Genomic DNA, 24605 nt, shown 5'->3' with positions numbered 1-24605 from the left:
AAAGGCACAGACACGCCCACCTCTTATCAGGACACGCACATGCAGGTAGAAAGCTTTTTCGAGTGGTTGGGCCAGGCGCTCGGCTCCATCATCCGGTTTATCGTCGACGGCCTCAGCGGCTTGTTCGGTGTGCTGACCCATGCCGGCGCAAACTTTGTCGAAGGGTTGTCCCGTACGTTGGGCATGGACACGTCGATTATCAGCATCATCACCCTGATCGTCGGCCTTATGTTGCTCTACTCGGCAGTCCGCGCATTTATGCGGACGTCGATCATCATGGGGATTATCTGGTTGCTGCTGGGGCTGTGGCTGCTCAGCTGGGTCGTGCACTAATCCCCTGCGGGAGCGAGCAAGCCCGCTCCCACAAGGGTTCTTCAGCGGCCCTTGATGACCAGGTCCGCCGGGGTCTCCCCCACGGCCTGCCAGTTCGGCCGATACATCGACTCCACCTGCGGCGGCGGCACACGGTAGGTGCCCGGCGTCACCGCACGCGCCAGGTACAGCAGGTGCGTGGTGCCATCGCCGTCCAGGTTGATCGCCGCCACATAGCGGTCATCGCGGAACTCCTGATGCTTGAGCGCCGCGTTCTGCATCGACTCGCGCCACTCCTTCACTTGGCTGCTGGCGTTTTCCAGGCTGGCAGCACTTTGCGCCAGGTTCTGGTTTTCCAGCTCCAGGCCAGCGGGCAGGAGGTCGACCACCAACGCATCCGGCACGCGCTGCTTGGCGCTGACCGCCAGGTGCACCAGCACCAGGTCGCCGCTATTGAGGCTGCGCAGGTTCAGCGGCTGGCCGTTCATACCCAGGTATTCACGGCGGATGCTCAGGTTGTCGCCACCCGGTGCCGGCGGCACTTGCGGGTAACCCGAGATCGTCAGTTGCTGGTACACCGGCGTGTCGCCCTGATTGCTCAGGCTCAGATCGCCTGAAAGCAGCTTGCCTTCCAGGTCCAGCGTCGACTGTTGATTGTTCAGCTCATGCTCACCGCCGCTGCCGTTGAGCAGGACCTTCCAGGCCGACTCGGGCTGGGCGAACCCCAGGCGCCCGGCCAGGAACAGCGAATTGCGCTCCTGGGTCGACAGGTACGGGCTGGCCGCCAATTGGTCCGACAGGGTAAACAAACGCTCTTCGCGCTTGCCCTTGGCCAAGTCATTCTCTTCCAGCAACGCCAGGATCATCGCCTGGTCCCGCAGCGGGCTGCCGTAGTCGGCCAGCCATTCCTTGGCGCTGCGTTGCGCTGCCAAGCCTGCCTGCAACGCCTGGTCCGCACGCGGCTGGTCGCCCATCTTGTGCAAGGCGATGGCCAACTGCACCAGCGGCAACCCGGAACGCGCATCGCTGCGTCGCTCGAAAATGCTGCGCAGCGCGCCCAGTGGCGCCTGCTGACTGCGCGCCAGCACCATGCCGGCGTAGGCTTGCACGGCAAAGCGCGTGTGTTCGGCGTTGTCGCTGTAGTCGACTTCGATCAGGTTGCGCTCCTGCACATACCGCAGCAGGCGCTCGCTGGCCTTTTTCAAGGCTTCAGGCGGCACGGCAAAACCCTGGTCGCGGGCGCGCAGCAGGAAGTCGGTGACGTAGGCCGTCAGCCAATATTCTTCTTCGCCGTCGGCGCCCCACAAACCAAAGCTGCCGTTGTAGCGCTGCATGCCCAGCAGGCGTTCGATGCCCAACTCGATCTTGCGCTTGCGCTCGGCATCCGGCTCGCCCTTGATGCTCAGACGCTTGAGCAACGCATCGTCAGCGTACAGCGACGGGTACAGGCCGCTGGCGGTTTGCTCCAGGCACCCATACGGGTACGCCTTGAGCGCCGAGATCTGCGCGCCGAGGTTCAGCGGCGGCCGGCTCGACAGGCTCAACAGCGCCTCACGCCCGGAGGCATCGAATTGCTCCAGGCTGCCGGCGGGCAAGCTCCAGGGTTCATTCTTAAGCACTGCGCGGTAATGCTTGAGCAGCGCCGGATAAGCCGGACGCACGCCCAAGGTCCACTCGCGGCTGAACGGCGGCAGGTTTTCACCCGGCAGATCCAGCCCGTTGACTGTCACCTTCACCTTGCCCTGGCCCAACCCGCCCCAGGCTTTCACCGGGATACGCAGGGTGGTGCGCTGGCCTTGTTTGAGCTCAACGGTTTGCGCGGCAGTGTTGACCAATTCCAACTGCCCCTCGGCGCTCAGTTGCACATCGAGTTTCTGCGCCTTGCCCGACAGATTGGACAGGTCCAGGGCCAGTGTCGTCTGGTCACCGCCGGCGAGGAAGCGCGGCGCCGACAGCTCGGCGATCAGCGGCGCGGCAATCACCGTCTTGGCTTCGGCCATGCCATAGCGGTCATCGCTCCAGGCCTGGGCCATCAGGCGCAGTTCGCCATTGAAGTCGGGGATGTTGACGCTGACTTCGCCCTCGCCCTTGTCGTTCAAGGTCACAGGCGCGCTTTGCAGGGCGACGATGGTCACGCTGGTGTCCGGGCGCTTGCCACCCTTGGCCAATGCCGCGTCGCCACCGAAGGCCAGGCTGGCCAGACGGCCCTGCCCGGCTTCGATCAACTGGCCGTAGATGTCGAACTGGTCCACGCCATACGCCTTGCGGCCGAACAGGCTGGCGTACGGGTCGGGCGTCGGGTACTCGGTGATGTTGAGGATGCCCACGTCCACCGCCGCCACCAGCACATGCACCTGTTTGGGCACGCTGCCGTCGGCGTTTTTGGCGGTGACTTTCACCGTCAGTGGTTGTTTGGGGCGCATTTTTTCCGGGGCGGTGAGGGTCACGCCGAGCTTGCGCTGGGTGCGATCCAACGGCAGGTGCAGCAGGCCCACGGCGCGTTTGGGGGTGATATTGGCCTTGCGTTCGCCAGGGCGAATCACCAGGGCACTCACATACAGGTCATGGCGCGACCATTTAGGGTCGAGTTTCACGGCGAAGCTTTTGCCCTCGGCCGGCACCTCGATTTCCTGCCACCACAGCGGCCCTTCGGCGGATTCCACCAGCAGGTAGCCTTTACCGGCAGCGGGCGGCGTCACGGTGATATTGGCGGTGTCACCGTCGCCATACGCCGGTTTATCCAGCGCCAGCTTGACCTGATCGGGCCGCACGGCGCCGCCTTCGGTGTTGTCCTGGGCCTGGTAACCGGCCCAGAAACGCAGGCTGCTGACCAGACCGGTCTGCGGGTCTTCAACCTCGACACGGTACGGGCCCCACTCCACTTGGAAACTGACCTTGGCGGTGTCGCCGGCCTTGATGTTCAGCGTCTGCTCATCAAGGTTGAGGAATTTCTCGTTGTAGTGGTAACTCCAGCCGTCGTTATCGGAGTAGTTCCAGTAATAGTCGCGGCGCTCGCGCACCAGGCGCACCTTGAGGTTTTGCGCGGCGAGTTTCTGCCCGTCCTGGTTGGCCAGCAGCACTTCGAATTCCGCCGGGCCATCGCCGTTGGTTTCGGTGCCGTCAAACAGCCCGCGCAGGCCCGGCAATTGCTCGGCCGGCCAGATGGGTTGCACCAGGCGACGGGTGATCGGCCGGCCGCCCGACTCTTGCAGGCTGGCCTGCACGATCAGTTGCAGCGGTGATTTGGCCTCGGCCCATTTGCTTTCCAGGGTCAGTTTTTCCTGGCCCTTGGCATCAAGGACACTTTCGTCCAGTTCAAAATCCTGGCTCAGTTCTTCTTCGGTGACGGAACCGAACTGATAGCCCGGCAGCGCCTTGACCGCTTCGCGCAGCGGCCGCACATAGACTTGCCCACTGACCCGATTGCCGGAAGCTGGCGCGCCGTACAGGTAACGGCCGTTGACCTGGATGACGGGGTTATCCGCCGGGCTCAATGCTGTGTCGCTGCCCTTGAGTTCCAGCGCCAGGCGCTCGGGCAGGAAGTCTTCGACGAGGAACTCATACAACTGCGGTTTGCCGTCGCCGAGGTCGAACACCAGCTGCCAACGCCCGGTCGGCGCCTCTGCGGCCAGTTGCAGTTGGTATTGATAGAGGCCGGATGCGTCGGCATCCCAGACAAATTTGCGGCTGACTTGTTCATCCGGACGGCGCACCTCGACACTCACCGGCTGCGGCTTGACGGCGTTGCCGTCCTTGTCGCGCAGCAGGGCGTTGAGCAGCACGGTTTCGCCGGGGCGATACAGGTCGCGCGGGCCGAATACAAAGAACTGCAACGGGTGCGAGGGTTGGCCGCCGATGTCGAACTCCGCCAGGTCCAGCGCAGCGCTGTCGAGGCGCAGCAGGCTGGTCTGTTCGCCTTGCTTGGCAAGCAAAACCTGGGCCTTTTTCGGCAACGGCAACTCGGCGTGGCCACCCTTCTCGGTCTTGCCCTGGCCCAGCACGCGACCATCGGCATCCAGCACTTCCAGGTCGACGCCATCCAGCGCTTTGCCGCCTTCCAGTGCCTGGGTAAACACATCCAGGCGATTGGCGTAGCGATGCACCGACAGGCCGATATCACTCAGGGTAAACAGCGTGGCCGGTTGCGAATAGTTGTAGGTGCCCGAAGCGCGCATCACTGCCAGGTATACGCCCGGCTGCTGCAATTGCTTGAGGCCGGCAATGGGCAGCAGCAGGGTTTCACGGGTATTGCGCGCCGGATTGAGATCAAAACGGCCGCCGTAGACCAGATCGGCCAGCGGCAGCAGTTCACGGGATTCATAGCTTTGCAGGCTGGTATTGCGCCCCCACTGCGCCAGGAACGACGGCAGGGATTCGGGCTTGATGCGGAAGAATTCGACGTCGATCTTGTCAACGTTCAGCGCGATCACCGGCAGGCCCTCGGCGAGGCGCGTCGGCAGCAAGGTGCCACGGCTGGCGAAGCCGACGGTGGCTTGCAGGTCACGGGTTTCCAGGCGGGCGATGTACTCGGCGGCGAGCGTGTTGTCGTTGACCGCCTTCACCCCGGCGTCGACTGTCAGCACCAGTTTGCGCTGGGGCTCAAGGTGGCGCAGGCGCAGCTCCATCAGGTTATCGGACAGTTCCCAGGCGCCGTCGACCTTGCCCGATTTGCTGTCCACCAGGTGGAGCCTATCGGCGAACTTCTGGTCGGGGTCCAGGGGAATGGAGAAACTCACCGACAAGGTACTGGCCCCGTCCAACTGCACCTCGGACACGTCCACCACGCTCAACTCACGCCCGGCATAACGCTGCTTCAGCGCTGGCACATCCACCGCCGCCTTGGCCGGTTTCGGCGCAGCCGCCACTGGGGGCGCGGACGGCGCAGCAGGTTTATCGGAAGAATCGCAGGCGCTCAGCAGGGCCAGCGCGCAAGCCAGGAACAATCCTTTGTTAAGCATGGGGCACTCGTAGTGAGAGGGAACCGAGGGGTGAACTATATATCAGCGCCGGCAAAGCCGATGTGGCGCTGGTCACATTGACCGACGGAGGGTGGGTTGGTTCTGGATCTGCTTCAAGCCAAGCCAATTCCCACAGCCTATAAAGAATAAAATGTGGGAGGGGGCTTGCCCCCGATGACGGTGGGTCAGTTGATGCATGAGTTGACAGACACACAGCTATCGGGGGCAAGCCCCCTCCCACATTGGTCCTGCGGTGCGACGGAGGGCCAGTTACACTGCTGCTCCCCAGAGGAGCCTCCATGCCCACCTTACTCACCGACTGGCGCCACCGGCCCACACATCGCCGCGTCTGGGCCCTGGCCGCGCCGATGATCCTGTCCAATATCTCCGTGCCGCTGGTGGCCTTGGTCGACAGCATGGTCATCGGCCATCTGCCCCATGCTCATCAGTTGGGTGCCGTGGCCGTCGGGGCCAGCCTGTATACCTTTCTTGCCTGGGCCATGGGTTTCCTGCGCATGGGGTCCACCGGTTTCGCCGCCCAGGCCGCTGGCCGCAACGATGGTGCGGCGCTGCGACAAATCCTGCTGCAAGGTCTGTTGCTGGCGCTGGGGCTGGCGATGTTGCTGGGCACGGTAGGCATTCCCTTGAGCCACCTGGCGCTGGAGTGGATGCAGCCGTCACCCGAGCTCAATCAACTGACTCGTGACTTTTTCCACGCCCGCCTGTTCGGCCTGCCTGCCGCCCTGGCCACTTATGCGCTGGTTGGCTGGTTCCTCGGCACGCAAAACGCCCGCGCGCCGCTGGCAATTCTGTTGACCACCAACCTGGTGAACATCGCGCTCAACCTGTGGTTCGTGCTCGGTTTGGAGTGGGGTGTGGTCGGCTCCGCCCGCGCCTCCGTGATCGCCGAATGGACCGGCGCCCTGCTAGGTCTGGCGCTCACGCAAAAAGCCCTGCGCGCCTACCCCGGCCATATCGCCTGGGCCGCGCTGAAAGTGTGGCAAAGCTGGCGCCCATTGCTGGCGGTGAACCGCGACATTTTTATCCGCAGCCTGGCGCTGCAATCGGTGTTTTTCATGATCACGGTACAAGGCGCGCGCCTGGGCGATGCCACCGTGGCGGCCAACGCGCTATTGCTCAACGGGCTACTGTTGACCGCCCACGCCCTGGACGGTTTAGCCCACGCGGTGGAAGCCCTGTGCGGCCACGCCATCGGCGCCCGTGATCGCCAGTCCCTGCGCCGTTCATTGGTGGTCGCAGGTGGTTGGTCACTGATTGCCAGCGTCGGCTTTGCGCTGCTGTTCAGCCTGGCCGGACACCTGTTTATCGCCATGCAAACCGACATCCCCAGCGTGCGCGACACCGCCGACATCTACTTGCCTTACCTGGCGGTACTGCCGTTGATTGCGGTGTGGAGCTATCTGTTGGATGGGCTGTTTATCGGCGCAACGCGAGCGCGGGAGATGCGCAATGGGATGGTGCTGACGGTGTTGCTGGCACTGCCCTTCGCATGGGCGCTGCAGGGCTTGGGCAATCACGGCCTTTGGATCACTTTCCTGCTGTTCATGGCACTGCGCAGCCTGACCCTGGGGGTCATCGCTTGGCGGCTCAAGCAGCGTGGCCACTGGTTCGGTACCGGTGCTGACTGACCACTGCCAGAACATCACAACAATACCCATTAACGGCACGGGTAAAATTAACCAGGTCATCCAGATATAACCCTGGCAACTGTCCGTACGCTCAATGCACTGAATTCCATTGACCAAGCCAAAAGCAGCTAGGTTTATTGGCCGGAGGTGGACTCGATAAACCCAGTCACCCTATCCAGCACCGGCGCCAACCAGCGCAAAGGCTTGGCGATAGACGCCACCAATGTCGCATGGCCGGTTCGGGTGAAATACAACACCTCGACCGGCGCACCCGCTTCCCGCAGTTTTTTCGCTAACCCTCCCGTGTTGCGGGTGGGGTTGACGAGCGTGTCATCGGTCGAGGCAATCAACAGGCTTGGCGGCGCGTCACGACTGACGTGGTTGATCGGCTGCGATTCCGGCGGCGAGTCCGGAAAGAAGAACACCGGCTTCACGTCTGGGTTTTCAATCGGCAAGAAGTCATAAGGCCCGGCCAGGCCGATCCAGCCTTTGAAGATCGATGGTGCCAAGCCCACTGCATTGAGCCAACGCCCATCCAGCGCCAGCATCGAGGCGTTATAAGCGCCGGAGCTATGGCCCATCACGTAAAGCTGCTTGGGATCGGCGCCGTATTCAGCGCCATGGTGATAAGTCCAGGCCACCGCTTTTGCGCCGTCCTGGAGAAAGGCGGGGTAACGCACTTGCGGGTAGAGCCGGTAGTCTGCGATCACCACCACCACGCCACGTGAAGCCAGGGCTTCGCCGACGAAAGCGTAGTCGTCCTTGCTGCCGTTGTTCCAGCTGCCGCCGTAGAAAAACACCACCACGGGGGCGTTTGAAATGGCAGGAAGCGGGCGGTAGATATCAAGCTTCTGGCGGGGATTGTCGCCGTAGGCGATGGCGGAAGTTTTGGTGAAGGTGTCGCAGGGTGTCAGTGCATTGAGCACTTTGATCGGCGAGCAGGCTGCCATGAAAGCAGCCATTGCCAGGGTGAACACTTGCAGCCATTTGCTCGACATCGTTCAGCCCCCACACAACCTCAGGAATGGCAGCGTTCCCACTGTGGGAGGGGCCATCGCACCGCCCCTCCCACAGTTGGACTTGTGTCAGCTCAGCTTACGAGGACAGGTACGAAGACCGCGTCAGGCCCAGGCGCAAGGCGTCCAGGAACTGGGTGCGTTCCGACGCAGAGATCTTCGCGCTCGCGCACTTGTCACGGTAATGCGTCATCAACTCCTCCGGCGACAAGTGCACGTAGCGCAGCATGTCTTCGATGGTGTCGTGGGTCTCGATGCCGGCGCTGTACACCGAGCCGTCTTCGCGCTGGTAGATGTTCACCGAGTCGGTGTCACCGAACAGGTTGTGCATGTCGCCGAGGATTTCCTGGTAGGCGCCGACCAGGAAGATACCCAACAGGTAGTCTTCACCTTCGTTCAAACCGTGCACCGGCAGGCTGGTCTCGATGCTCTGCTCGTCGACGTACTGCTTGATCTTGCCGTCGGAGTCGCAGGTCAGGTCTTGCAGCACGGCGCGGCGCAGCGGCTCTTCGTCGAGGCGGTGCAACGGCAGGATCGGCAATACTTGGCCGATGGCCCAGGTGTCCGGCAGGCTCTGGAACACCGAGAAGTTGCAGATGTACTTGTCGGCCAGCTTGTCGTTGAGTTCGTCCAGCACCTGGCGGTGCGAGCGCTGGCGGGCTTTCAACGAGTTGTGCAGGCGGCGGCACACGGCGAAGTAGCACTGTTCAGCCAGGGCTTTTTCGGCCAGGGTCAGCTTGCCATCGGCGTACTGGGTGGCCACGTCGCTCATGTAGTGAGTGGCGCGCCAGTAGGTTTCGGTGACCATCTCGATGTCGGTCGGGCCCAGCAGGTCCACCAGCCACTGCACGGTTTCCGGCAGGCTTTCCTTGTTTTCGATGGTCGGGATTTCGTCGTTGTGTTTCTCGACGTCAGTGACTTGCACCACCAGCATGGCGTGGTGGGCGGTCAGGGAACGGCCGCTTTCGGAGAAGATATTCGGGTGCGGCAGGCTTTGCGCGTCGCAGAATTCCTTGAGCATGCCCACGACCACACCGGCGTAGTCGTCCATGTCGTAGTTGATGGAGCTGGCGTTACGCGAGTGCGTACCGTCGTAGTCCACGCCCAGGCCACCGCCGACGTCGATGTGATCCACCGGCAGGCCGAGGTTGCGCAGTTCGCCGTAGTAACGAATGGCTTCCTTGAACCCGTGCTGGTAATCGGCCAGGTTGGCGATCTGCGAACCCATGTGGAAGTGCAGCAACCGGATGCCCTGGTCCAGGCCTGCGGCGCGGAAGCGCTCGACCACGGACAACAGTTGCGCCGCCGACAAACCGAACTTGGACTTCTCGCCACCGGTGTCCGCCCACTTGCTCGACGCCAGGGACGACAACCGCACACGCAGGCCGACCTGTGGCTTGACCTTGAGGCTGGCAGCCTCTTCGATCACCAGGCCGACTTCGGATTCTTTCTCGATCACGATAAACACGTTGTGGCCGAGCTTCTGGCCCATCAGCGCGAGGCGGATGAACTCACGGTCCTTGTAACCGTTGCAGACGATGGTGCCGCCCTTCGGCGCCAGGGCCAGCACGGCCAGCAGCTCAGGCTTGGAGCCCGCTTCGAGGCCAATGGAGACGTTCTGGGTGGCGATGATGTTCTCGATCACCGCTTCCTGCTGGTTCACCTTGATCGGGTACAGCGCGGTGTACTTGCTCTGATATTCCAGGCGCTCGATGTTGGCGTCGAAGGCACCGGTCAGTTGGCGTACACGGTCTTGCAGAATGTCAGGGAAGCGCACCAGCAACGGCAACGACAGGCCGCTTTTGCGCAACTGGTCGACTTGCTCGTAAAGGTCGACAGGCGTGCTGTTCGGGCCGTTCGGACGGACTTCAACGCGACCGGCGTCATTGATCGCGAAATACCCGGCCCCCCAATGGCGGATCCCGTAAACACTGCGGCTGTCCGCAACTGTCCATTGGCTGCCATCGTCTTTGCGTGTGCGTCGTACGGACATCGAAGTCCCCTATAAATGAAGGCGAAGGCGCCACCTCTCAGGGAGGCTGGCGCAGTCTAAAGAATGAAAATGACGATTTGCCTGTAAGAAAGGTAGACCTCACTCGCAGGACAGAGTTTAGACACAGGTTGGGAAGAGGCTGTCAGCCGCCGGACTTCTTGGCCTTGTAACCGAGCTTGATCAGCTCGGCCAACAGCAGTTCGACGTGATCGCCCTGGATCTCGATGACGCCGTCTTTCAACGCGCCACCGGTGCCACAACGCTTTTTCAGCGCGGTGGCCAGTTCCTTGAGCGCATCTTCAGCCAGGGGCACGCCGGTGATAGTCGTCACCGTCTTGCCGCCACGGCCCTTGCTCTCGCGTCGCACGCGGGCAATACCGTCGCCTTCAGGGATCAGGGTCTGTTTGCAGGTACACGAATCCACGGGCTGACGACAGTCCGGGCAGTGTCGACCTGCATCGGTGGAAAATACCAGGCCACCAAGGGCGGCGAAGGATGCGGCTTTTTTGGCCACCGGCAATCCTCTTGGGAGGATGAAGACTGATCGGCGCGCTCATGCACGACCGACCGCGAAGCCCCACTCAGGCAGGGGCAGCGCTACCGAACAGCCAAGGCGGCTCGGGTGAAAAGTCGCGCAGTGTAACGGCAAAAAGCCAACTTGCTAAGGGCCAAATAGCGCCAATTTATGCAACTTTAGCGACGCGAGGCCAGATAGCGGCGCAGGCCCTCTTGGGCGTCCGGGCAGTAGGGCTTTTGTTCGGCCTCCTGCAGGACAATCTCGATGGGCAAAAAGCGCGCTTCCATGACTTCTTCAGGCTGTAAACGCAGGGGCCCATCCCAGACAGCGGAATAGGATCTGCACCACAAACGGCTGTCACCGTCCTCGAAGTAGAAATGGTCATGCTCGACCAATTCCACCCCGCCCACGCCAAGTTCTTCCTCCAGCTCACGCGCTGCGGAGTCTGCATAACTCTCCCCGGCCGCCACCATGCCGCCCGCCGCCGTGTCCCAGAACCCAGGGTACATGGCTTTGCTCAGGGTACGCCGGTGCACACACAGCTCACCGGCGGAGTTGAACAGAAAGATAAATGTGCAGCGGCCGATCAAGCCACGCTGGCGAAGGTCGGACCTGACGAGGGTGCCGAGCAGATTGTCCTGCGCGTCGACCCAGCAGATCAGTTCAGCATCGGAAGCCGCACGGTGCGCGGCCTCCTGTTGAGTGGCGTCCATCATCAACCCTGGTTAAGCAGCTGACGCAAATCGATCACCGCTGCGTTGGCCCGCGAGATGTAGTTGGCCATCACCAGCGAGTGGTTCGCCAGTACGCCAAAGCCGCTGCCGTTGAGGATCATCGGGCTCCACACGGGCTCCTGCGAGGCTTCCAACTCACGGATGATCTGACGCACGCTGACCGTGGCGTTCTTCTTGGCCAGTACGTCGGCGAAGTCGACTTCGATGGCGCGCAGCAGATGGGACAGTGCCCACGCCTGGCCACGGGCTTCGTAGAACACGTTGTCGATCTGCATCCATGGGGTTTCCACCACCTCTTCGTCGACCTGCGGCACCTCACCTGGCGCCAGGGCTTCGGTTTTGAGTGCGGTGTTCAATTTGACCCGGCCAACACTGGCCGACAGGCGTTGCGACAACGAACCCAGGCGGGTAGCCACATCACCCAGCCAGTTGTTCAGGTTGTCGGCACGCGCATAAAACAGCGCGCCGCGCTGGTTAGGGTCGGACAGGCGCGCTTCATAGCGGCTCAGGGAGTTGATGCCTTCCTGGTACTCCGACTCGCTCGATGGCAGCACCCAGCTCTTGTTATCGAAGTTGAAACGCGGCTCGGCCTTGGCCAAGTCAGCGTCTTCGGCCGATTGCGACTGGGACCGGGCGAAGTCTTTACGCAGGGCACGGGTCAGGTCGCGCACCTGCACCAGCACGCCGTACTCCCAGCTCGGCATGTTGTCCATCCACAAGCCGGGCGGGAAACGGTCGTTGGAGATGTAGCCGCCGGGTTTGTTCAGCAAGGTGCCGACCACGGTCTTGAGGGTTTCGACGGTGGTGTAGCCCACCACCATCTGCTTGCCTTCTTTCTCGGCAGCAATTTGCGCGTTCTGCTGGACCGGGAACAGCGCCGGCTCTTCGCTCCAGTACCAACCCAGGGCACCGGTGACCAACAGGTACAGACCCAGCACGCTAAGCAGCGCCCGGCTCATCAGCAGGGTACGAAAATAGCTGCGGTTGGCCGACTTGGGCTCAGGGGCGGGGCCTTTGGCACTGCCTGCACGGTTTTTCCAGTCCAGCATGGCGATATCCTTTCAATCACTTGAGTTCATGCACTTCAATTGACGGCGTGCGTTCAAACACTCCGACCACAACCCTACCCCATCGTGCCCGCCGGTGCGGGGGTTTTCACCAAACTGGCGCAGGAGTGGCGCTGGACTATAAAGGATGGACGCTTTTTACGCTGCGCGACCGTCAGGTCATTAACTGAATCGCACCGACATGCAGTTAATTGACATATGACACTCATCCCACTGAAAAGAGGTGCTAGCATAGAGCCATCAGTTCGACCTCAGCATGCACCCTTACTAGTAGTCAGGATATGACCGAGCCAGAAGACCCCAGCCGTGAGCGTCTCAAGCAGCACTTTGCCCAGCGGGTAATTCATCAGGCACGTCAAATTCTTGAGATCTGGCAGCGCCTGCAACGCAGCGAATGGTCTGGCGCCGACCTCTCCGAGCTCAGCGAGGCCAACCTGCGCCTGCTGCGCTTTGCCGAGCGTTTTGAACAACCCGAACACGGCCAGTTGGCGCGCAACATCGGTGAATCACTCCAAGCGGTGGATGAAAACCGTGGCCGCCTCAGCAGCCAGTTGATCACCGAACTCAACCGCTTGATGCAGCGCCTGTCGCGCACCGGCCTGCGTCAGGGCGACCAGCTGGAACAGACCTTCCTGCCACCGATGCGCAAGCCGATCTACGTGATGCTCGCCGATCACGACCGCGCCGAGCGCCTGGCCAAGCAGCTGGAATTCTTTGGCCTGAGCGCCCAGTCACTGGACAGCGTGGCGGCGTTTCGCGCCTCAATGAGCGAGCGCCTGCCGTCTGCAATCGTGATGGACGTGGATTTCTGCGGCGCAGGCCTGGGCCTCAAGCTCGCCGCCGAAGCACAGGAAGGCCTGGAGCAAAAGCTGCCGCTGTTGTTTTTCAGCCTGCACGAAACCGACACACCGACCCGACTGGCTGCCGTGCGCGCCGGTGGCCAGGAGTTTCTGACCGGCACACTGGAAGCCTCCAGCCTGCTGGAAAAAATCGAAGTGCTGACCTGCGTCGCCCAGTACGAGCCTTATAAAGTGCTGATCATCGACGACTCGCGGGCCCAGGCGCTGCACACCGAGCGGCTGCTCAACAGCGCCGGGATCGTCACCCGCACCTTGATTGAGCCGATCCAGGCCATGGCCGAGCTGGCTGACTTCCAGCCGGACCTGATCATCCTCGACATGTACATGCCCGCCTGTACCGGCACCGAACTGGCCAAGGTGATCCGCCATAACGACCGTTATGTGAGCGTGCCGATCATTTACCTGTCGGCCGAGGACGACCTGGACAAGCAATTGGATGCGATGAGCGAAGGCGGCGACGACTTCCTCACCAAGCCGATCAAGCCGCGGCACCTGATCACCACCGTGCGCAACCGCGCCGCCCGCGCCCGCCACCTCAAGGCACGGATGGTGCGCGACAGCCTGACCGGGTTGTACAACCACACCCATATCCTGCAATTGCTAGAAGACTGCAGCTTCCGCGCACGCCGCGAGAACAAGCCGTTGAGCTTTGCCATGCTTGATATCGACCACTTCAAGCGGGTCAATGACAGCCATGGCCACCCCATGGGCGACCGCGTGATCAAGAGCCTGGCGCTGTTCCTCAAGCAGCGCTTGCGCAAGACCGACTTTATCGGACGCTACGGCGGTGAAGAGTTCGCCATCGTGATGCCCGACACCGACCTGGAGTCGGCCTGCAAGGTGCTGGATGAAATCCGCGGACGCTTTGCCGAAATCCATTACCCGGCACAGCCTCAGGATTTGTGGTGCACGTTCAGCGCCGGGCTGGTGGAACTGTGCGACGGCTCCGACAGCCTGATGATGGCGGCCCAGGCCGACGAGGCGCTGTATCGTGCCAAGCATGCCGGGCGCAATCGCGTGCAAGCTGCCCGGACGTCAAAGCAAAGTGCCACCTTTTCACCAGAATCCACTGATTCCGTCATAACGCTGTAATGAAAACGCAATAACTTCAGGCACTTACCTTTTGCTGTCGGTTGAAACCACGCATGCGCCTGAAGCTGCTGACCAATCTCAACACCCTTCTTCTGGTGGCCGTGTGCCTGGCACTTGGGGCGACGCTGTGGTGGTCGCAACGGGCGCTGGAACGGCCCTATCTGCTGATGGAGCGCTACCTGGGGCTGTCCCAGACCTTCCAGAACCAGGCGGCGCGCAATATCGACGATTACCTGGCCAGCGGCGATGCCCTGCGCCTGAGCAGCGCCAGTCAAAGCCTGGAAAACCTGCTGCAACAGCTGGATGAGCTGCCCGCTGACCTGGCGCAGAACCTGCGCCCCAGCCTGGCTGCCCTGGACACCTTCAGCAAGACCGACCTGCTGGCCGCCGGCAAACTGGCCGGCGACCCACAGGCCTTGCTGCTGCAAGCCGAGCGCGAATTGGGCGCCAACCTGGACCAGTTGAGCCAGTACGCCATGGGCGTCAATTCCCCTGACGGTGCGCGCTACCTTCAACCGCTACTGACCGCGTCCCAACACCTGGGCAAGTTGTCCCTGGCCCGCGACAAGCTGGTGAGCAGCGGGCGTGCGGAACTGGCCAATGATGTGGAGCGCGAAGTCGCCAATATCCGCGCCCAGGCCGACGCGCTGGGACAACTGCCGTTGCTCGGCGTCAAAGCCAGCACCGAATCCAGTACCGATGACTTTTCCGCCCTGATGGGCCTGGAAAACAGCGAAAAAACCGAAGCCCAGGACACCGGTGTCGACCTCAAGCGCGAACTCAACAGCCTGCTGACCCGTTACCCCGCCGAACTCAAGCGCACCCGTGAACAGATCCAGCAACGCAGCGACCTGGCCGCCAGCACCCACCTGAAGATCAACGCCGTACAACAGGCCATCGCCGGTCTTGAGCCTGTGGTGCGTGCGCAACATGGCCTTATCCAAAGCGAAGTCCGCCTGATGCAAGGGGTGATGATCGGCCTGATCCTGCTGATTGCGCTGCTGATCGACACCCTGCAACGCCGCCTGGCAAGGGTGCTGACCAATCTGGCCCCGGCCTTGTCGATCTGGGCCGAAGGCAACTTCAGCCAACCGATCGCACTGGGCAAGACCAACCGCGAACTGCACGACATCGAAGCCTCCCTCAACCGTTTGCGCGCCTACCTGGTGGACTTGGTGGGCACCATTCGCGGCAATGCCGAAGAAGTGGCCGGCAGCAGCCGCGCCCTCGCCGAACTGAGCAGCGGCCTGCACGACGGCGCCGAACGCCAGGCCGGGGACACCGCGCAAATCCGCGATTCCCTGGGCGAACTCGAAGCCACCATCCAGCAAGTGGCCGGCGATGCCAGCCAGGCCGCCAGCGCCAGCCGCAGCGCGGGCCAGGCGGTGGAACAAGGCCAGCGGGTGATCGGCCTGAGCCTGACCGGTTTGCATGCATTGGTCGGCGAAGTGCAGCAAAACGCACAGATGATCGAGAAACTTGCTGAAGAGTCCGCCACCATCGGCGGCGTGCTCACGGTGATTCGCTCGATTGCCGACCAGACCAACCTGCTGGCCCTCAACGCCGCCATCGAAGCCGCCCGCGCCGGCGAGGCCGGACGTGGATTTGCGGTGGTCGCCGACGAAGTACGCACCCTGGCCCAACGCACCGCTGGCGCCACCGCAGAGATCCAGGGCTTGATCAGCGGCCTGCAAAACGCAGCCCACCAGTCAGTGGAAGGCATGCGCGCCCAGGTCGAACACGCCGAAGCCACCGCCCAGCAAGCCCAGGCGGCGGATGGAGCGCTGGATGAAATCGTCGGGGCGATCCAGACCATTTCCGACACGGCTGTGCGGATTGCCGACGTGACCGCGCAGCAGAGTGGCGCGGTGAGTGAGATTCGCGATAACAGCGAGCGGATTCATCAATTGGGTGAGGATAATTTGCTGCGCATCGGGCAAGGGCGTAGCCAGGGAGAGCATCTGCTGGTGCTGGGTGGGCAGCTCAACACCGCAGTCCAAGCCTTTCGCGTATGACCCAATCCCGCGCCCTATGAAGATCAAATGTGGGAGGGGGCTTGCCCCCGATTGCAGAGTGTCAGCCACTGCATGTGTTGGCTGATGCACCGCTATCGGGGGGCAGGCCCCCTCCCACACTTGATCTCGATGACCAGATCTAAGGCCCCAGTCACAAATTTTGCGCAATCCTCGCTAATCGTGCTGCCTACTGCATAGAACTGGACAGTCACAAAGGCTTTGCGGCATAGTCGCCGGGTTCTGCCGTACTCCCATCAATAACAAGGAACAGCCGATGGCGACCTTACTGGTTCTTCACGGACCCAACCTGAACCTGCTTGGCACCCGCGAACCGGGCGTCTACGGGGCTGTGACCCTGGATCAGATCAACCTCGATCTGGAGCAGCGGGCTCGTGTTGCCGGCCACCATCTGCTCTACCTGCAAAGCAATGCCGAGTACGAATTGATTGATCGCATCCATGCCGCGCGCGGCGAAGGCGTGGACTTTATCCTGATCAATCCCGCCGCTTTTACGCATACAAGTGTTGCATTACGTGACGCGCTGCTGGCGGTGAGCATCCCATTCATCGAAGTGCATTTATCGAACGTGCATAAACGCGAAGCTTTCCGCCATCACTCTTACTTCTCCGACGTAGCGGTAGGTGTGATCTGCGGCCTTGGCGCCAGCGGTTACCGACTGGCCCTGGAGGCCGCCCTGGAACAACTTGAACAACCGGCCAAGCGCCCCTGACCGACCCTTGGGAGTTGATGATTCATGGATATCCGTAAAGTTAAGAAATTGATCGAACTGCTGGAAGAGTCCGGCATCGACGAGCTGGAAATCAAGGAAGGCGAAGAGTCCGTACGGATCAGCCGCCACAGCAAGACCCCGGCTCAACAGTTCTACGCGCCACAGATGCAAGCACCGGCTCCGGCTGCTGCACCTGCCGCCGCGCCAGCCGCTGCCGCTGCTGCACCTGCTGCCCCGGCCGCGCCTGTTCTGAACGGCTTCGTGGTCAAGTCGCCAATGGTCGGTACTTTCTACCGCACCCCGGCTCCGACCTCGCCAGCCTTCGTTGAAGTCGGCAAGACCGTGAAAGTGGGCGACACCATTTGCATCGTTGAAGCGATGAAAATGATGAACCACATCACCGCTGAAAAAGCCGGCGTCATCGAATCCATCCTGGTAGAAAACGGTCAGCCGGTTGAGTACGACCAGCCGCTGTTCACCATCGTTTGAACCGCGGAGCGCCTTCGATGTTGAAACCTGCGAAGAAACTGCAAAAAGTCCTGATCGCCAACCGCGGCGAGATCGCGCTGCGGATCCTGCGCGCCTGTAAGGAAGAGGGCATCAAGACCGTCGCTGTTTACTCGACGGCCGATACCGAATTGATGCACGTGAAACTGGCGGACGAAAGCATCTGCATCGGCCCGCCACTGGCCACGAACTCGTACCTGAAAGTGTCGAACATCATCGCCGCTGCTGAAGTGACCGGCGCTGATGGCATCCACCCGGGCTACGGCTTCCTCGCGGAAAACGCCGATTTCGCCGAACAGGTGGAAAAATCCGGGTTTGCCTTCATCGGCCCGAAAGCCGAAACCATTCGCCTGATGGGCGACAAGGTCTCGGCCAAGGACGCCATGATCGCGGCCGGCGTGCCAACCGTTCCTGGCTCCGACGGCCCACTGCCGGAAGACGAGGAAACCGCGCTGCGCATTGGTCGCGAAGTCGGGTACCCGGTGATCATCAAGGCCGCCGGTGGCGGTGGTGGTCGCGGCATGCGTGTGGTGCACAAGGAAGAAGACCTGATCGAAGCCGCCAAGCAGACCCGCTCCGAAGCGGGCGCCTGGTTCGGCAACCCGATGGTCTACCTGGAGAAGTACCTGACCAACCCACGTCACGTGGAAGTCCAGGTACTGTCCGACGGCCAGGGCCACGCCATCCACCTGGGCGACCGCGATTGCTCGCTGCAACGTCGTCACCAGAAGGTACTGGAAGAAGCACCGGCACCGGGCCTCGATGAGCAAGCCCGCGAAGAAGTGCTGGCTCGCTGCGTCAAGGCATGCATCGATATCAACTATCGTGGCGCCGGCACCTTCGAGTTCCTCTACGAAAACGGCCGCTTCTACTTCATCGAGATGAACACTCGCGTGCAGGTAGAGCACCCGGTTTCGGAGATGGTCACCGGTATCGACATCGTCAAGGAGATGCTGAGCATCGCCGCTGGCAACGTGCTGTCGTTCACCCAGGCCGACGTGAAGATCCATGGCCACTCCCTGGAGTGCCGGATCAACGCCGAAGACCCGAAAACCTTTATGCCGAGTCCTGGCCTGGTCAAGCATTTCCACGCGCCCGGCGGCAACGGCGTACGTGTGGATTCGCACCTGTACAGCGGCTACAAGGTTCCGTCCAACTACGATTCCCTGATCGGCAAGCTGATCACCTGGGGCGCGACCCGCGACGAGGCCATGGCCCGTATGCGTAACGCCCTGGACGAAATCGTGGTCGACGGCATCAAGACCAACATCCCACTGCACCGGGACCTGGTTCGTGATGAAGGCTTCTGCGAAGGTGGTGTGAACATTCACTACCTGGAACACAAACTGGCCGACCAGTAAGTGCTCCACCTAACAAAGCCGCCTTCGGGCGGCTTTGTTGTTTCCGGGCCCCAACTTTCAGGCCATACGCAGTACAAATGTGGGAGGGGGCTTGCCCCCGATAGCGGTGGATCAGTTACAGATATTGATACTGACACACTGCAATCGGGGGCAAGCCCCCTCCCACATTTGATTTGTGTTCAGTCAGTACAGTCGTCTTATGCCCTGCTCTCGCGTAAACTTGCGCCCTTTCGCGACCCTGCCGTCGCACATTCATTTTTTTCAAAGGTGCCCGCCATGCCTTGGCTGCAAGTCCGTCTCGCCATCAGCCCAGAACAAGCCGAAACCTACGAAGACGCGTTCCTCGAAGTGGGCGCCGTCTCGGTGACCTTCATGGACGCCGAAGACCAGCCGATTTTCGAGCCGGAACTCAACACCACTCCGCTGTGGTCCCACACCCACCTGCTGGCCCTGTTCGAAGACGGCACCGATGCTGCCGCCGTGCTGGCCCATATGGAGCTGCTCACCGGTGGCCCGCTGCCCGAGCATCACAGCGAAGTGATCGAAGACCAGGACTGGGAACGCAGCTGGATGGATAACTTCCAGCCGATGCGTTTCGGCCAGCGCCTGTGGATCGTACCGAGCTGGCATGCCGCACCAGAGCCTGATGCGGTGAACCTGCTGCTGGACCCAGGCCTGGCGTTCGGCACCGGCACCCACCCCACCACCGCACTGTGCCTGGAATGGCTCGACGGCCAGGACCTGACCGACAGCAACGTGCTGGATTTCGGCTGCGGCTCGGGGATCCTGGCGATTGCCGCGCTGTTGCTGGGCGCCAAGCAAGCCGTGGGCACCGACATCGATGTGCAGGCCCTGGAAGCCTCGCGCGATAACGCCGGGCGCAACCATATTCCTGAAGGTAAATTCCCACTCTACCTGCCTGAAGACCTGCCGCAGGTCCAGGCCGATGTGCTGGTGGCGAATATCCTCGCCGGGCCGCTGGTTTCCCTGGCGCCGCAACTGTCGAGCCTGGTCAAGCCGGGCGGGCGCCTGGCGCTGTCGGGCATCCTCGCCGAGCAAGGCGAAGACGTTGCTGCCGCGTATGCCCAGGATTTCGAGCTGGATCCGATCGCCAACCGCGATGGCTGGGTACGCATCAGCGGGCGTCGGCGCTAGAATGAGCGCTTGCCTGAATCGGATGGCCGCATGACCGACAGTTTCGTCACCCAGTGCCCGCATTGCCAAACACGCTTTCGCGTCAACCACGCTCAATTGAGCGTGGCCCGTGGCGTGGTGCGCTGCGGCTCGTGCCTGCAAGTGTTCAACGCCGCTCGCCAGCTGCTGGAGCAGCGCGCCCAGGCCGTGGCGCCTGAACAACCGGAAATCGCGATGCCCCCTGAGGCGCCCCGCGCCATCAGCCAGAAACAGTGGACCGCCGAAGAGCTGGACCTCGACAACCTGGACCTGGACGAAGAACTGGCCAAGCTGGAGCGCCGCGAGATTCAGCACACGCTGCCCGTGGGCGCGGAACGTCGCCAACCGGGTGCAGAGCGCCGCCAGAAGGAAGACGCCCTCAGCGCCAGCCGCGAGACCGTCAAGGCCGAAGAAGAAAAATGGGCGGCCAGCCTGTTCAGCGATCCGCCTGAAGAGCGCACCAAAGCCCCGGAAGACGAGTCGGAACCGAGCAACGCCCCTGCGACAAAGCAGCGCACCGAGCCGTCCATGTCGCAGCACATCGACGATATCGACGACGAGCCGCCACTGCGTGCAGCCCCCGAGGATGAAGACCTCGACCCACCGTTCACCCCGCTCACCCAGGCGGCGGACGAGCCGGAACCCGAGGAGCGCCCCCAGTTGCGTCGCAAGCGCCCGCGCCCCGACGCCGGCGTTCACGACGAACTGCTCCAGGACCTCGAAGACGACCCGCTGCACCTGTACGCGCAAAAGCGCCCACAGGGCTGGGGCCGCCGCTTAATCTGGATACTGCTGGTGCTGATCGCCGCCGCGGGGTTGGCAGGCCAATACATCGCCTACCAGTTCGACGACCTGGCGCGCCAGGACGCTTACCGCCCGTGGTTCCAGCAACTGTGCCCCACACTGGGCTGCAAGGTGCCATCACGGGTCGATATCGCCCACATCAAGAGCAGCAACCTGGTAGTGCGCAGCCACCCGGAATTCGCCGGGGCGCTGGTGGTGGATGCAATCATCTACAACCGCGCGACGTTCTCCCAGCCCTTCCCCCTGCTGGAGCTGCGTTTTGCCGACCTCAATGGCGGCCTGATTGCCAGTCGTCGCTTCAAACCCGCCGAATACCTCAGCGGCGAGTTGGCCGGCGTGAGCGAAATGCCATCGCAGACCCCGATCCATATCTCCCTGGACATCCTGGATCCGGGCAACAAAGCCGTGAATTACAGCCTGAGCTTCCACTCGCCCGAGTGAACCGACCCACTCACCGAAGCTTGACGGTGGATTATTGACTTGGCGCCGCGCATCCAAACCGGCGGCGATAAAGAAATAACTGTTCAGATTTTATCCAATCCAGCCTTTATCCAGTCATCGAGAGCGGGTATCATGCCAACCCTTTTTCGAACTCTAATGATCCGGCCCCACAACAGGGAAGTCCTATGTCGGCGGTACGCATCGGCCCATACACATTGCAGAACGGCTTGATCCTCGCCCCGATGGCGGGTGTCACCGACCAGCCCTTTCGTCAGCTGTGCAAACGTTTGGGCGCGGGTCTTGTAGTCTCGGAAATGGTCACCAGCGACATGAGCTTGTGGAACACCCGCAAATCGCGGATGCGCATGATCCACGAAGGTGATCCCGAGCCCCGCTCGGTACAGATCGCCGGCGGTGATGCGCAGATGCTGGCGGATGCGGCCCGAGCCAACGTGGAGTTGGGCGCACAGATCATCGACATCAACATGGGCTGCCCGGCCAAGAAGGTCTGCAACAAGGCCGCCGGTTCCGCGCTATTGAAAGATGAGCAATTGGTTGCCGAGATCCTGCAGGCCGTTGTCGCCGCAGTGGATGTGCCGGTAACCCTGAAGATCCGTACCGGCTGGGACCGGGACAACAAGAACGGCCTGACGGTGGCGAAGATCGCCGAACAGGCAGGTATTACAGCGCTGGCGGTCCATGGCCGCACACGCGCCGATCTGTATACCGGTGAAGCCGAGTACGACACCATCGCCGCGATCAAGCAGGCGGTGTCGATGCCGGTGTTTGCCAATGGCGACATCGACTCAGCCGAAAAAGCCCGGCGCGTACTGCACGCAACCGGTGCCGATGGCTTGTTGATTGGCCGGGCCGCCCAAGGGCGCCCGTGGATTTTTCGTGAGATCGAGTATTTCCTGCGTACCGGTGAAGTCTTGCCGGCGCCGGAATTGGTCGAAGTGGAACGTATTCTGCTTGAGCATCTGGCTGCACTTCACACCTTCTATGGGGATGTGATGGGCGTGCGCATTGCTCGCAAGCATGTGGGTTGGTATCTCGCAACCCTGCCGGGCGCCAGGGAGTTTCGCGCCGGATTCAATCGTTTGGATGAAACGCAAGCACAGGTCACCGCCGTTCGTGAGTTTTTTGCCGAGCGAGACAAGAGCCTGAGAGCAGGGGACGGAGAAGGGGTGGCCGCATGACGATGATGACCGAGACTTTAGTGAGTGGAACAACACCCGTGAGCGACAACGTCAATTTGAAACAGCACCTCAACACGCCGAGCGAAGAAGGCCAGACCCTTCGCGGGAGTGTCGAGAAGGCGCTGCATAATTATTTCGCCCACCTTGAGGGCGCTTCCGTCACGGACGTGTACAACCTGGTGCTCTCCGAAGTCGAGGCGCCCTTGCTCGAATGCGTGATGAACTACGTCAAGGGCAACCAGACCAAAGCCAGTGAGCTGCTGGGCCTCAACCGTGGCACCTTGCGCAAAAAGCTCAAGCAATACGATTTGCTGTAAGCATTCAATCAAACCAGAAAGGCGCCCGCGTAAAACCGGTCGCCTTTTTTGCTGACTCCTTTGCTTTTGATGGAAATTGAAATGACCGACCAGACTACCCGCCTGCCGATCCGCCGCGCCTTGATCAGTGTCTCCGACAAGACCGGGATCCTCGAATTTGCCCGGGAGCTGGAAGCCCTGGGCGTGGAAATCCTCTCCACGGGCGGGACCTTCAAACTGCTGCAGGACAACGGCGTGGCCGCAGTAGAAGTCGCGGACTACACCGGTTTCGCAGAAATGATGGACGGTCGGGTCAAGACCCTGCACCCGAAAATCCACGGCGGCATCCTTGGCCGTCGCGGTATCGACGACGCCATCATGACCGAGCACGGCATCAAGCCGATCGACCTGGTGGCCGTCAACCTGTACCCGTTCGAAGCCACCATCAACAAGCCAGGCTGCGACCTGCCGACCGCTATCGAAAACATCGATATCGGCGGCCCGACCATGGTGCGCTCGGCCGCCAAGAACCACAAAGACGTGGCCATCGTGGTCAACGCCAGCGACTACACCCAAGTGCTCGAAAGCCTGAAAGCCGGCGGCCTGACCTACGCCCAGCGCTTTGACCTGATGCTCAAGGCGTTCGAACACACCGCCGCCTACGACGGCATGATCGCCAACTACATGGGCACCGTGAACCAGGCCGCCGAAACCCTCAGCACAGAAGGCCGCAGCCAGTTCCCGCGTACCTTCAACAGCCAGTTCATCAAGGCCCAGGAAATGCGCTACGGCGAGAACCCGCACCAGAGCGCGGCGTTCTACGTGGAAGCCAAGCCTGCCGAAGTGGGCATCGCCACCGCGACCCAGCTGCAAGGCAAAGAACTTTCCTACAACAACGTGGCCGACACCGATGCCGCACTGGAATGCGTGAAGAGCTTCGTCAAGCCGGCCTGCGTGATCGTCAAGCACGCCAACCCGTGCGGCGTGGCCGTGAGCCCGGACGCTGAAGGCGGCATCCGCCAGGCGTACGAATTGGCCTACGCCACCGACACCGAGTCGGCGTTCGGCGGCATCATCGCCTTCAACCGTGAACTGGACGCCGAGACCGCCAAGGCCATCGTCGAGCGTCAGTTCGTTGAAGTGATCATCGCCCCTTCGGTAAGCGAAGAAGCGCGCGCCATTGTTGCCGCAAAAGCCAACGTGCGCCTGCTGGCCTGTGGCGAATGGTCGGCTGACCGCGCTGCAGCCTGGGACTACAAGCGCGTCAATGGCGGCTTGCTGGTACAGAGCCGCGACATTGGCATGATCGGCAGCGAAGACCTGAAAGTCGTGACCAAGCGCGCCCCGACCGAGCAAGAGATCAACGACCTGATCTTCGCCTGGAAAGTGGCCAAATACGTTAAATCCAACGCCATCGTCTACGCCAAGAACCGCCAGACCATCGGCGTCGGCGCCGGCCAGATGAGCCGCGTGAACTCGGCGCGTATCGCCGCGATCAAGGCTGAGCACGCCGGCCTGCAGGTTGTAGGTTCGGTGATGGCATCCGATGCGTTCTTCCCGTTCCGTGATGGTTTGGACAATGCCGCCAAGGCCGGCGTGACCGCCGTGATCCAACCGGGCGGCTCGATGCGTGATGCTGAAGTGATTGCCGCTGCTGATGAAGCCGGCATTGCCATGGTCTTCACCGGCATGCGCCACTTCCGTCACTGATCCAAATGTGGGAAAGGGCTTTGTGGTGAGCGGGCTTGCCCCGCGCGGGGCTGCGAAGCGGCCCCAAAACAGCAATCCGCGCCGTATCTGATGCCCTGCGTTCTTGTTGATTGGGGCTGCTTCGCAGCCCAGCGCGGGGCAAGCCCGCTCACTACATAAGTTCAGCTCCAC

Annotated in this window: 17 protein-coding genes and 1 pseudogene; 12 read left to right on the top strand and 6 right to left on the bottom strand. The window is 61.9% G+C overall.

The window, feature by feature from the left end:
* Positions 1-39 precede the first annotated feature (39 nt).
* The gene (locus tag NDJ82_RS22515; RefSeq protein WP_250926314.1) at positions 40-333 is read left to right on the top strand and encodes a hypothetical protein; all 294 of its coding nucleotides are present in this window, start codon (positions 40-42) and stop codon (positions 331-333) included.
* Between the two features lie 41 nt (positions 334-374).
* On the opposite strand, the gene NDJ82_RS22510 is transcribed toward NDJ82_RS22515, so the two are convergent.
* On the bottom strand, positions 375-5270 hold the full coding sequence (locus NDJ82_RS22510) for an alpha-2-macroglobulin family protein (RefSeq protein ID WP_250926313.1): 4896 nt from the start codon (positions 5268-5270) through the stop codon (positions 375-377).
* A 299-nt stretch (positions 5271-5569) separates the two neighbouring features.
* On the opposite strand from NDJ82_RS22510, the gene NDJ82_RS22505 reads away from it, so the two are divergent.
* Positions 5570-6919, top strand: coding sequence for an MATE family efflux transporter (locus NDJ82_RS22505; protein WP_250926312.1), 1350 nt, complete (start codon positions 5570-5572; stop codon positions 6917-6919).
* A gap of 134 nt (positions 6920-7053) precedes the next feature.
* Here NDJ82_RS22505 and NDJ82_RS22500 read toward each other — a convergent pair whose 3' ends face one another.
* The 5 genes from NDJ82_RS22500 to NDJ82_RS22480 all read right to left on the bottom strand — a co-directional run bounded on the left by NDJ82_RS22500 (position 7054) and on the right by NDJ82_RS22480 (position 12228).
* Positions 7054-7917, bottom strand: a complete 864-nt coding sequence (locus tag NDJ82_RS22500; protein WP_099583593.1) for an alpha/beta hydrolase — start codon at positions 7915-7917, stop codon at positions 7054-7056.
* 97 nt (positions 7918-8014) lie between these two features.
* Positions 8015-9928 (bottom strand): arginine decarboxylase, encoded by a 1914-nt coding sequence (speA, locus tag NDJ82_RS22495; RefSeq protein WP_099583594.1) that lies wholly within the window; start codon positions 9926-9928, stop codon positions 8015-8017.
* A gap of 142 nt (positions 9929-10070) precedes the next feature.
* Positions 10071-10442: a translation initiation factor Sui1 gene (locus NDJ82_RS22490; protein ID WP_025857628.1), complete on the bottom strand. Its 372-nt coding sequence runs from the start codon at positions 10440-10442 to the stop codon at positions 10071-10073.
* Between the two features lie 179 nt (positions 10443-10621).
* Positions 10622-11158 carry an NUDIX hydrolase gene (locus NDJ82_RS22485; protein ID WP_250926311.1) on the bottom strand — a complete coding sequence of 179 codons (537 nt, stop codon included), beginning with the start codon at positions 11156-11158 and terminating at the stop codon, positions 10622-10624.
* 2 nt (positions 11159-11160) lie between these two features.
* A complete protein-coding gene (locus NDJ82_RS22480) occupies positions 11161-12228 on the bottom strand; it encodes a DUF2333 family protein (RefSeq protein WP_099583597.1) in 1068 nt (355 codons plus the stop codon).
* Between the two features lie 299 nt (positions 12229-12527).
* On the opposite strand from NDJ82_RS22480, the gene NDJ82_RS22475 reads away from it, so the two are divergent.
* The 10 genes and pseudogenes from NDJ82_RS22475 to purH all read left to right on the top strand — a co-directional run bounded on the left by NDJ82_RS22475 (position 12528) and on the right by purH (position 24434).
* The gene (locus NDJ82_RS22475) at positions 12528-14198 is read left to right on the top strand and encodes a response regulator (protein ID WP_099583598.1); all 1671 of its coding nucleotides are present in this window, start codon (positions 12528-12530) and stop codon (positions 14196-14198) included.
* A gap of 1499 nt (positions 14199-15697) precedes the next feature.
* Positions 15698-16213 (top strand): annotated as a pseudogene (locus NDJ82_RS27750) (methyl-accepting chemotaxis protein); the annotation flags it as partial.
* Positions 16214-16487: 274 nt separating this feature from the next.
* On the top strand, positions 16488-16943 hold the full coding sequence (gene aroQ, locus NDJ82_RS22465; protein WP_099583600.1) for a type II 3-dehydroquinate dehydratase: 456 nt from the start codon (positions 16488-16490) through the stop codon (positions 16941-16943).
* A 24-nt stretch (positions 16944-16967) separates the two neighbouring features.
* Complete coding sequence (gene accB / locus NDJ82_RS22460) at positions 16968-17432, top strand: acetyl-CoA carboxylase biotin carboxyl carrier protein (RefSeq protein ID WP_112193219.1); 465 nt, start codon at positions 16968-16970, stop codon at positions 17430-17432.
* Positions 17433-17449: 17 nt separating this feature from the next.
* Positions 17450-18811, top strand: a complete 1362-nt coding sequence (accC, locus tag NDJ82_RS22455; protein ID WP_112193217.1) for an acetyl-CoA carboxylase biotin carboxylase subunit — start codon at positions 17450-17452, stop codon at positions 18809-18811.
* A gap of 276 nt (positions 18812-19087) precedes the next feature.
* Positions 19088-19966 (top strand): 50S ribosomal protein L11 methyltransferase, encoded by an 879-nt coding sequence (gene prmA / locus NDJ82_RS22450; protein WP_250926309.1) that lies wholly within the window; start codon positions 19088-19090, stop codon positions 19964-19966.
* A 30-nt stretch (positions 19967-19996) separates the two neighbouring features.
* Entirely contained in the window at positions 19997-21229 is a 1233-nt protein-coding gene (locus tag NDJ82_RS22445; RefSeq protein WP_099583604.1) for a DUF3426 domain-containing protein, read from the top strand.
* A 185-nt stretch (positions 21230-21414) separates the two neighbouring features.
* On the top strand, positions 21415-22428 hold the full coding sequence (dusB, locus tag NDJ82_RS22440; protein ID WP_112193211.1) for a tRNA dihydrouridine synthase DusB: 1014 nt from the start codon (positions 21415-21417) through the stop codon (positions 22426-22428).
* Positions 22425-22745 (top strand): DNA-binding transcriptional regulator Fis, encoded by a 321-nt coding sequence (fis, locus tag NDJ82_RS22435; RefSeq protein WP_032890623.1) that lies wholly within the window; start codon positions 22425-22427, stop codon positions 22743-22745. Before dusB ends, fis begins: the two co-directional genes overlap by 4 nt.
* Before the next feature lie 81 nt (positions 22746-22826).
* Positions 22827-24434: a bifunctional phosphoribosylaminoimidazolecarboxamide formyltransferase/IMP cyclohydrolase gene (gene purH / locus NDJ82_RS22430; protein WP_099583607.1), complete on the top strand. Its 1608-nt coding sequence runs from the start codon at positions 22827-22829 to the stop codon at positions 24432-24434.
* The last annotated feature ends 171 nt before the right edge of the window (positions 24435-24605 follow it).

The organism is Pseudomonas sp. SR18, from assembly GCF_023701505.1.
GTDB lineage: Bacteria > Pseudomonadota > Gammaproteobacteria > Pseudomonadales > Pseudomonadaceae > Aquipseudomonas > Aquipseudomonas cyclaminis.
This window is presented reverse-complemented; position numbering and strand designations above follow the sequence as displayed.

Bases quoted from the DNA above. Each gene is read 5' to 3' on its own strand.
- NDJ82_RS22515 (WP_250926314.1), top strand. From the start codon at position 40: ATGCAGGTAGAAAGCTTTTTCGAGTGGTTGGGCCAGGCGCTCGGCTCC.
- NDJ82_RS22510 (WP_250926313.1), bottom strand. From the start codon at position 5,270: ATGCTTAACAAAGGATTGTTCCTGGCTTGCGCGCTGGCCCTGCTGAGC.
- NDJ82_RS22505 (WP_250926312.1), top strand. From the start codon at position 5,570: ATGCCCACCTTACTCACCGACTGGCGCCACCGGCCCACACATCGCCGC.
- NDJ82_RS22500 (WP_099583593.1), bottom strand. From the start codon at position 7,917: ATGTCGAGCAAATGGCTGCAAGTGTTCACCCTGGCAATGGCTGCTTTC.
- speA (WP_099583594.1), bottom strand. From the start codon at position 9,928: ATGTCCGTACGACGCACACGCAAAGACGATGGCAGCCAATGGACAGTT.
- NDJ82_RS22485 (WP_250926311.1), bottom strand. From the start codon at position 11,158: ATGGACGCCACTCAACAGGAGGCCGCGCACCGTGCGGCTTCCGATGCT.
- NDJ82_RS22480 (WP_099583597.1), bottom strand. From the start codon at position 12,228: ATGCTGGACTGGAAAAACCGTGCAGGCAGTGCCAAAGGCCCCGCCCCT.
- NDJ82_RS22475 (WP_099583598.1), top strand. From the start codon at position 12,528: ATGACCGAGCCAGAAGACCCCAGCCGTGAGCGTCTCAAGCAGCACTTT.
- aroQ (WP_099583600.1), top strand. From the start codon at position 16,488: ATGGCGACCTTACTGGTTCTTCACGGACCCAACCTGAACCTGCTTGGC.
- accB (WP_112193219.1), top strand. From the start codon at position 16,968: ATGGATATCCGTAAAGTTAAGAAATTGATCGAACTGCTGGAAGAGTCC.
- accC (WP_112193217.1), top strand. From the start codon at position 17,450: ATGTTGAAACCTGCGAAGAAACTGCAAAAAGTCCTGATCGCCAACCGC.
- prmA (WP_250926309.1), top strand. From the start codon at position 19,088: ATGCCTTGGCTGCAAGTCCGTCTCGCCATCAGCCCAGAACAAGCCGAA.
- NDJ82_RS22445 (WP_099583604.1), top strand. From the start codon at position 19,997: ATGACCGACAGTTTCGTCACCCAGTGCCCGCATTGCCAAACACGCTTT.
- dusB (WP_112193211.1), top strand. From the start codon at position 21,415: ATGTCGGCGGTACGCATCGGCCCATACACATTGCAGAACGGCTTGATC.
- fis (WP_032890623.1), top strand. From the start codon at position 22,425: ATGACGATGATGACCGAGACTTTAGTGAGTGGAACAACACCCGTGAGC.
- purH (WP_099583607.1), top strand. From the start codon at position 22,827: ATGACCGACCAGACTACCCGCCTGCCGATCCGCCGCGCCTTGATCAGT.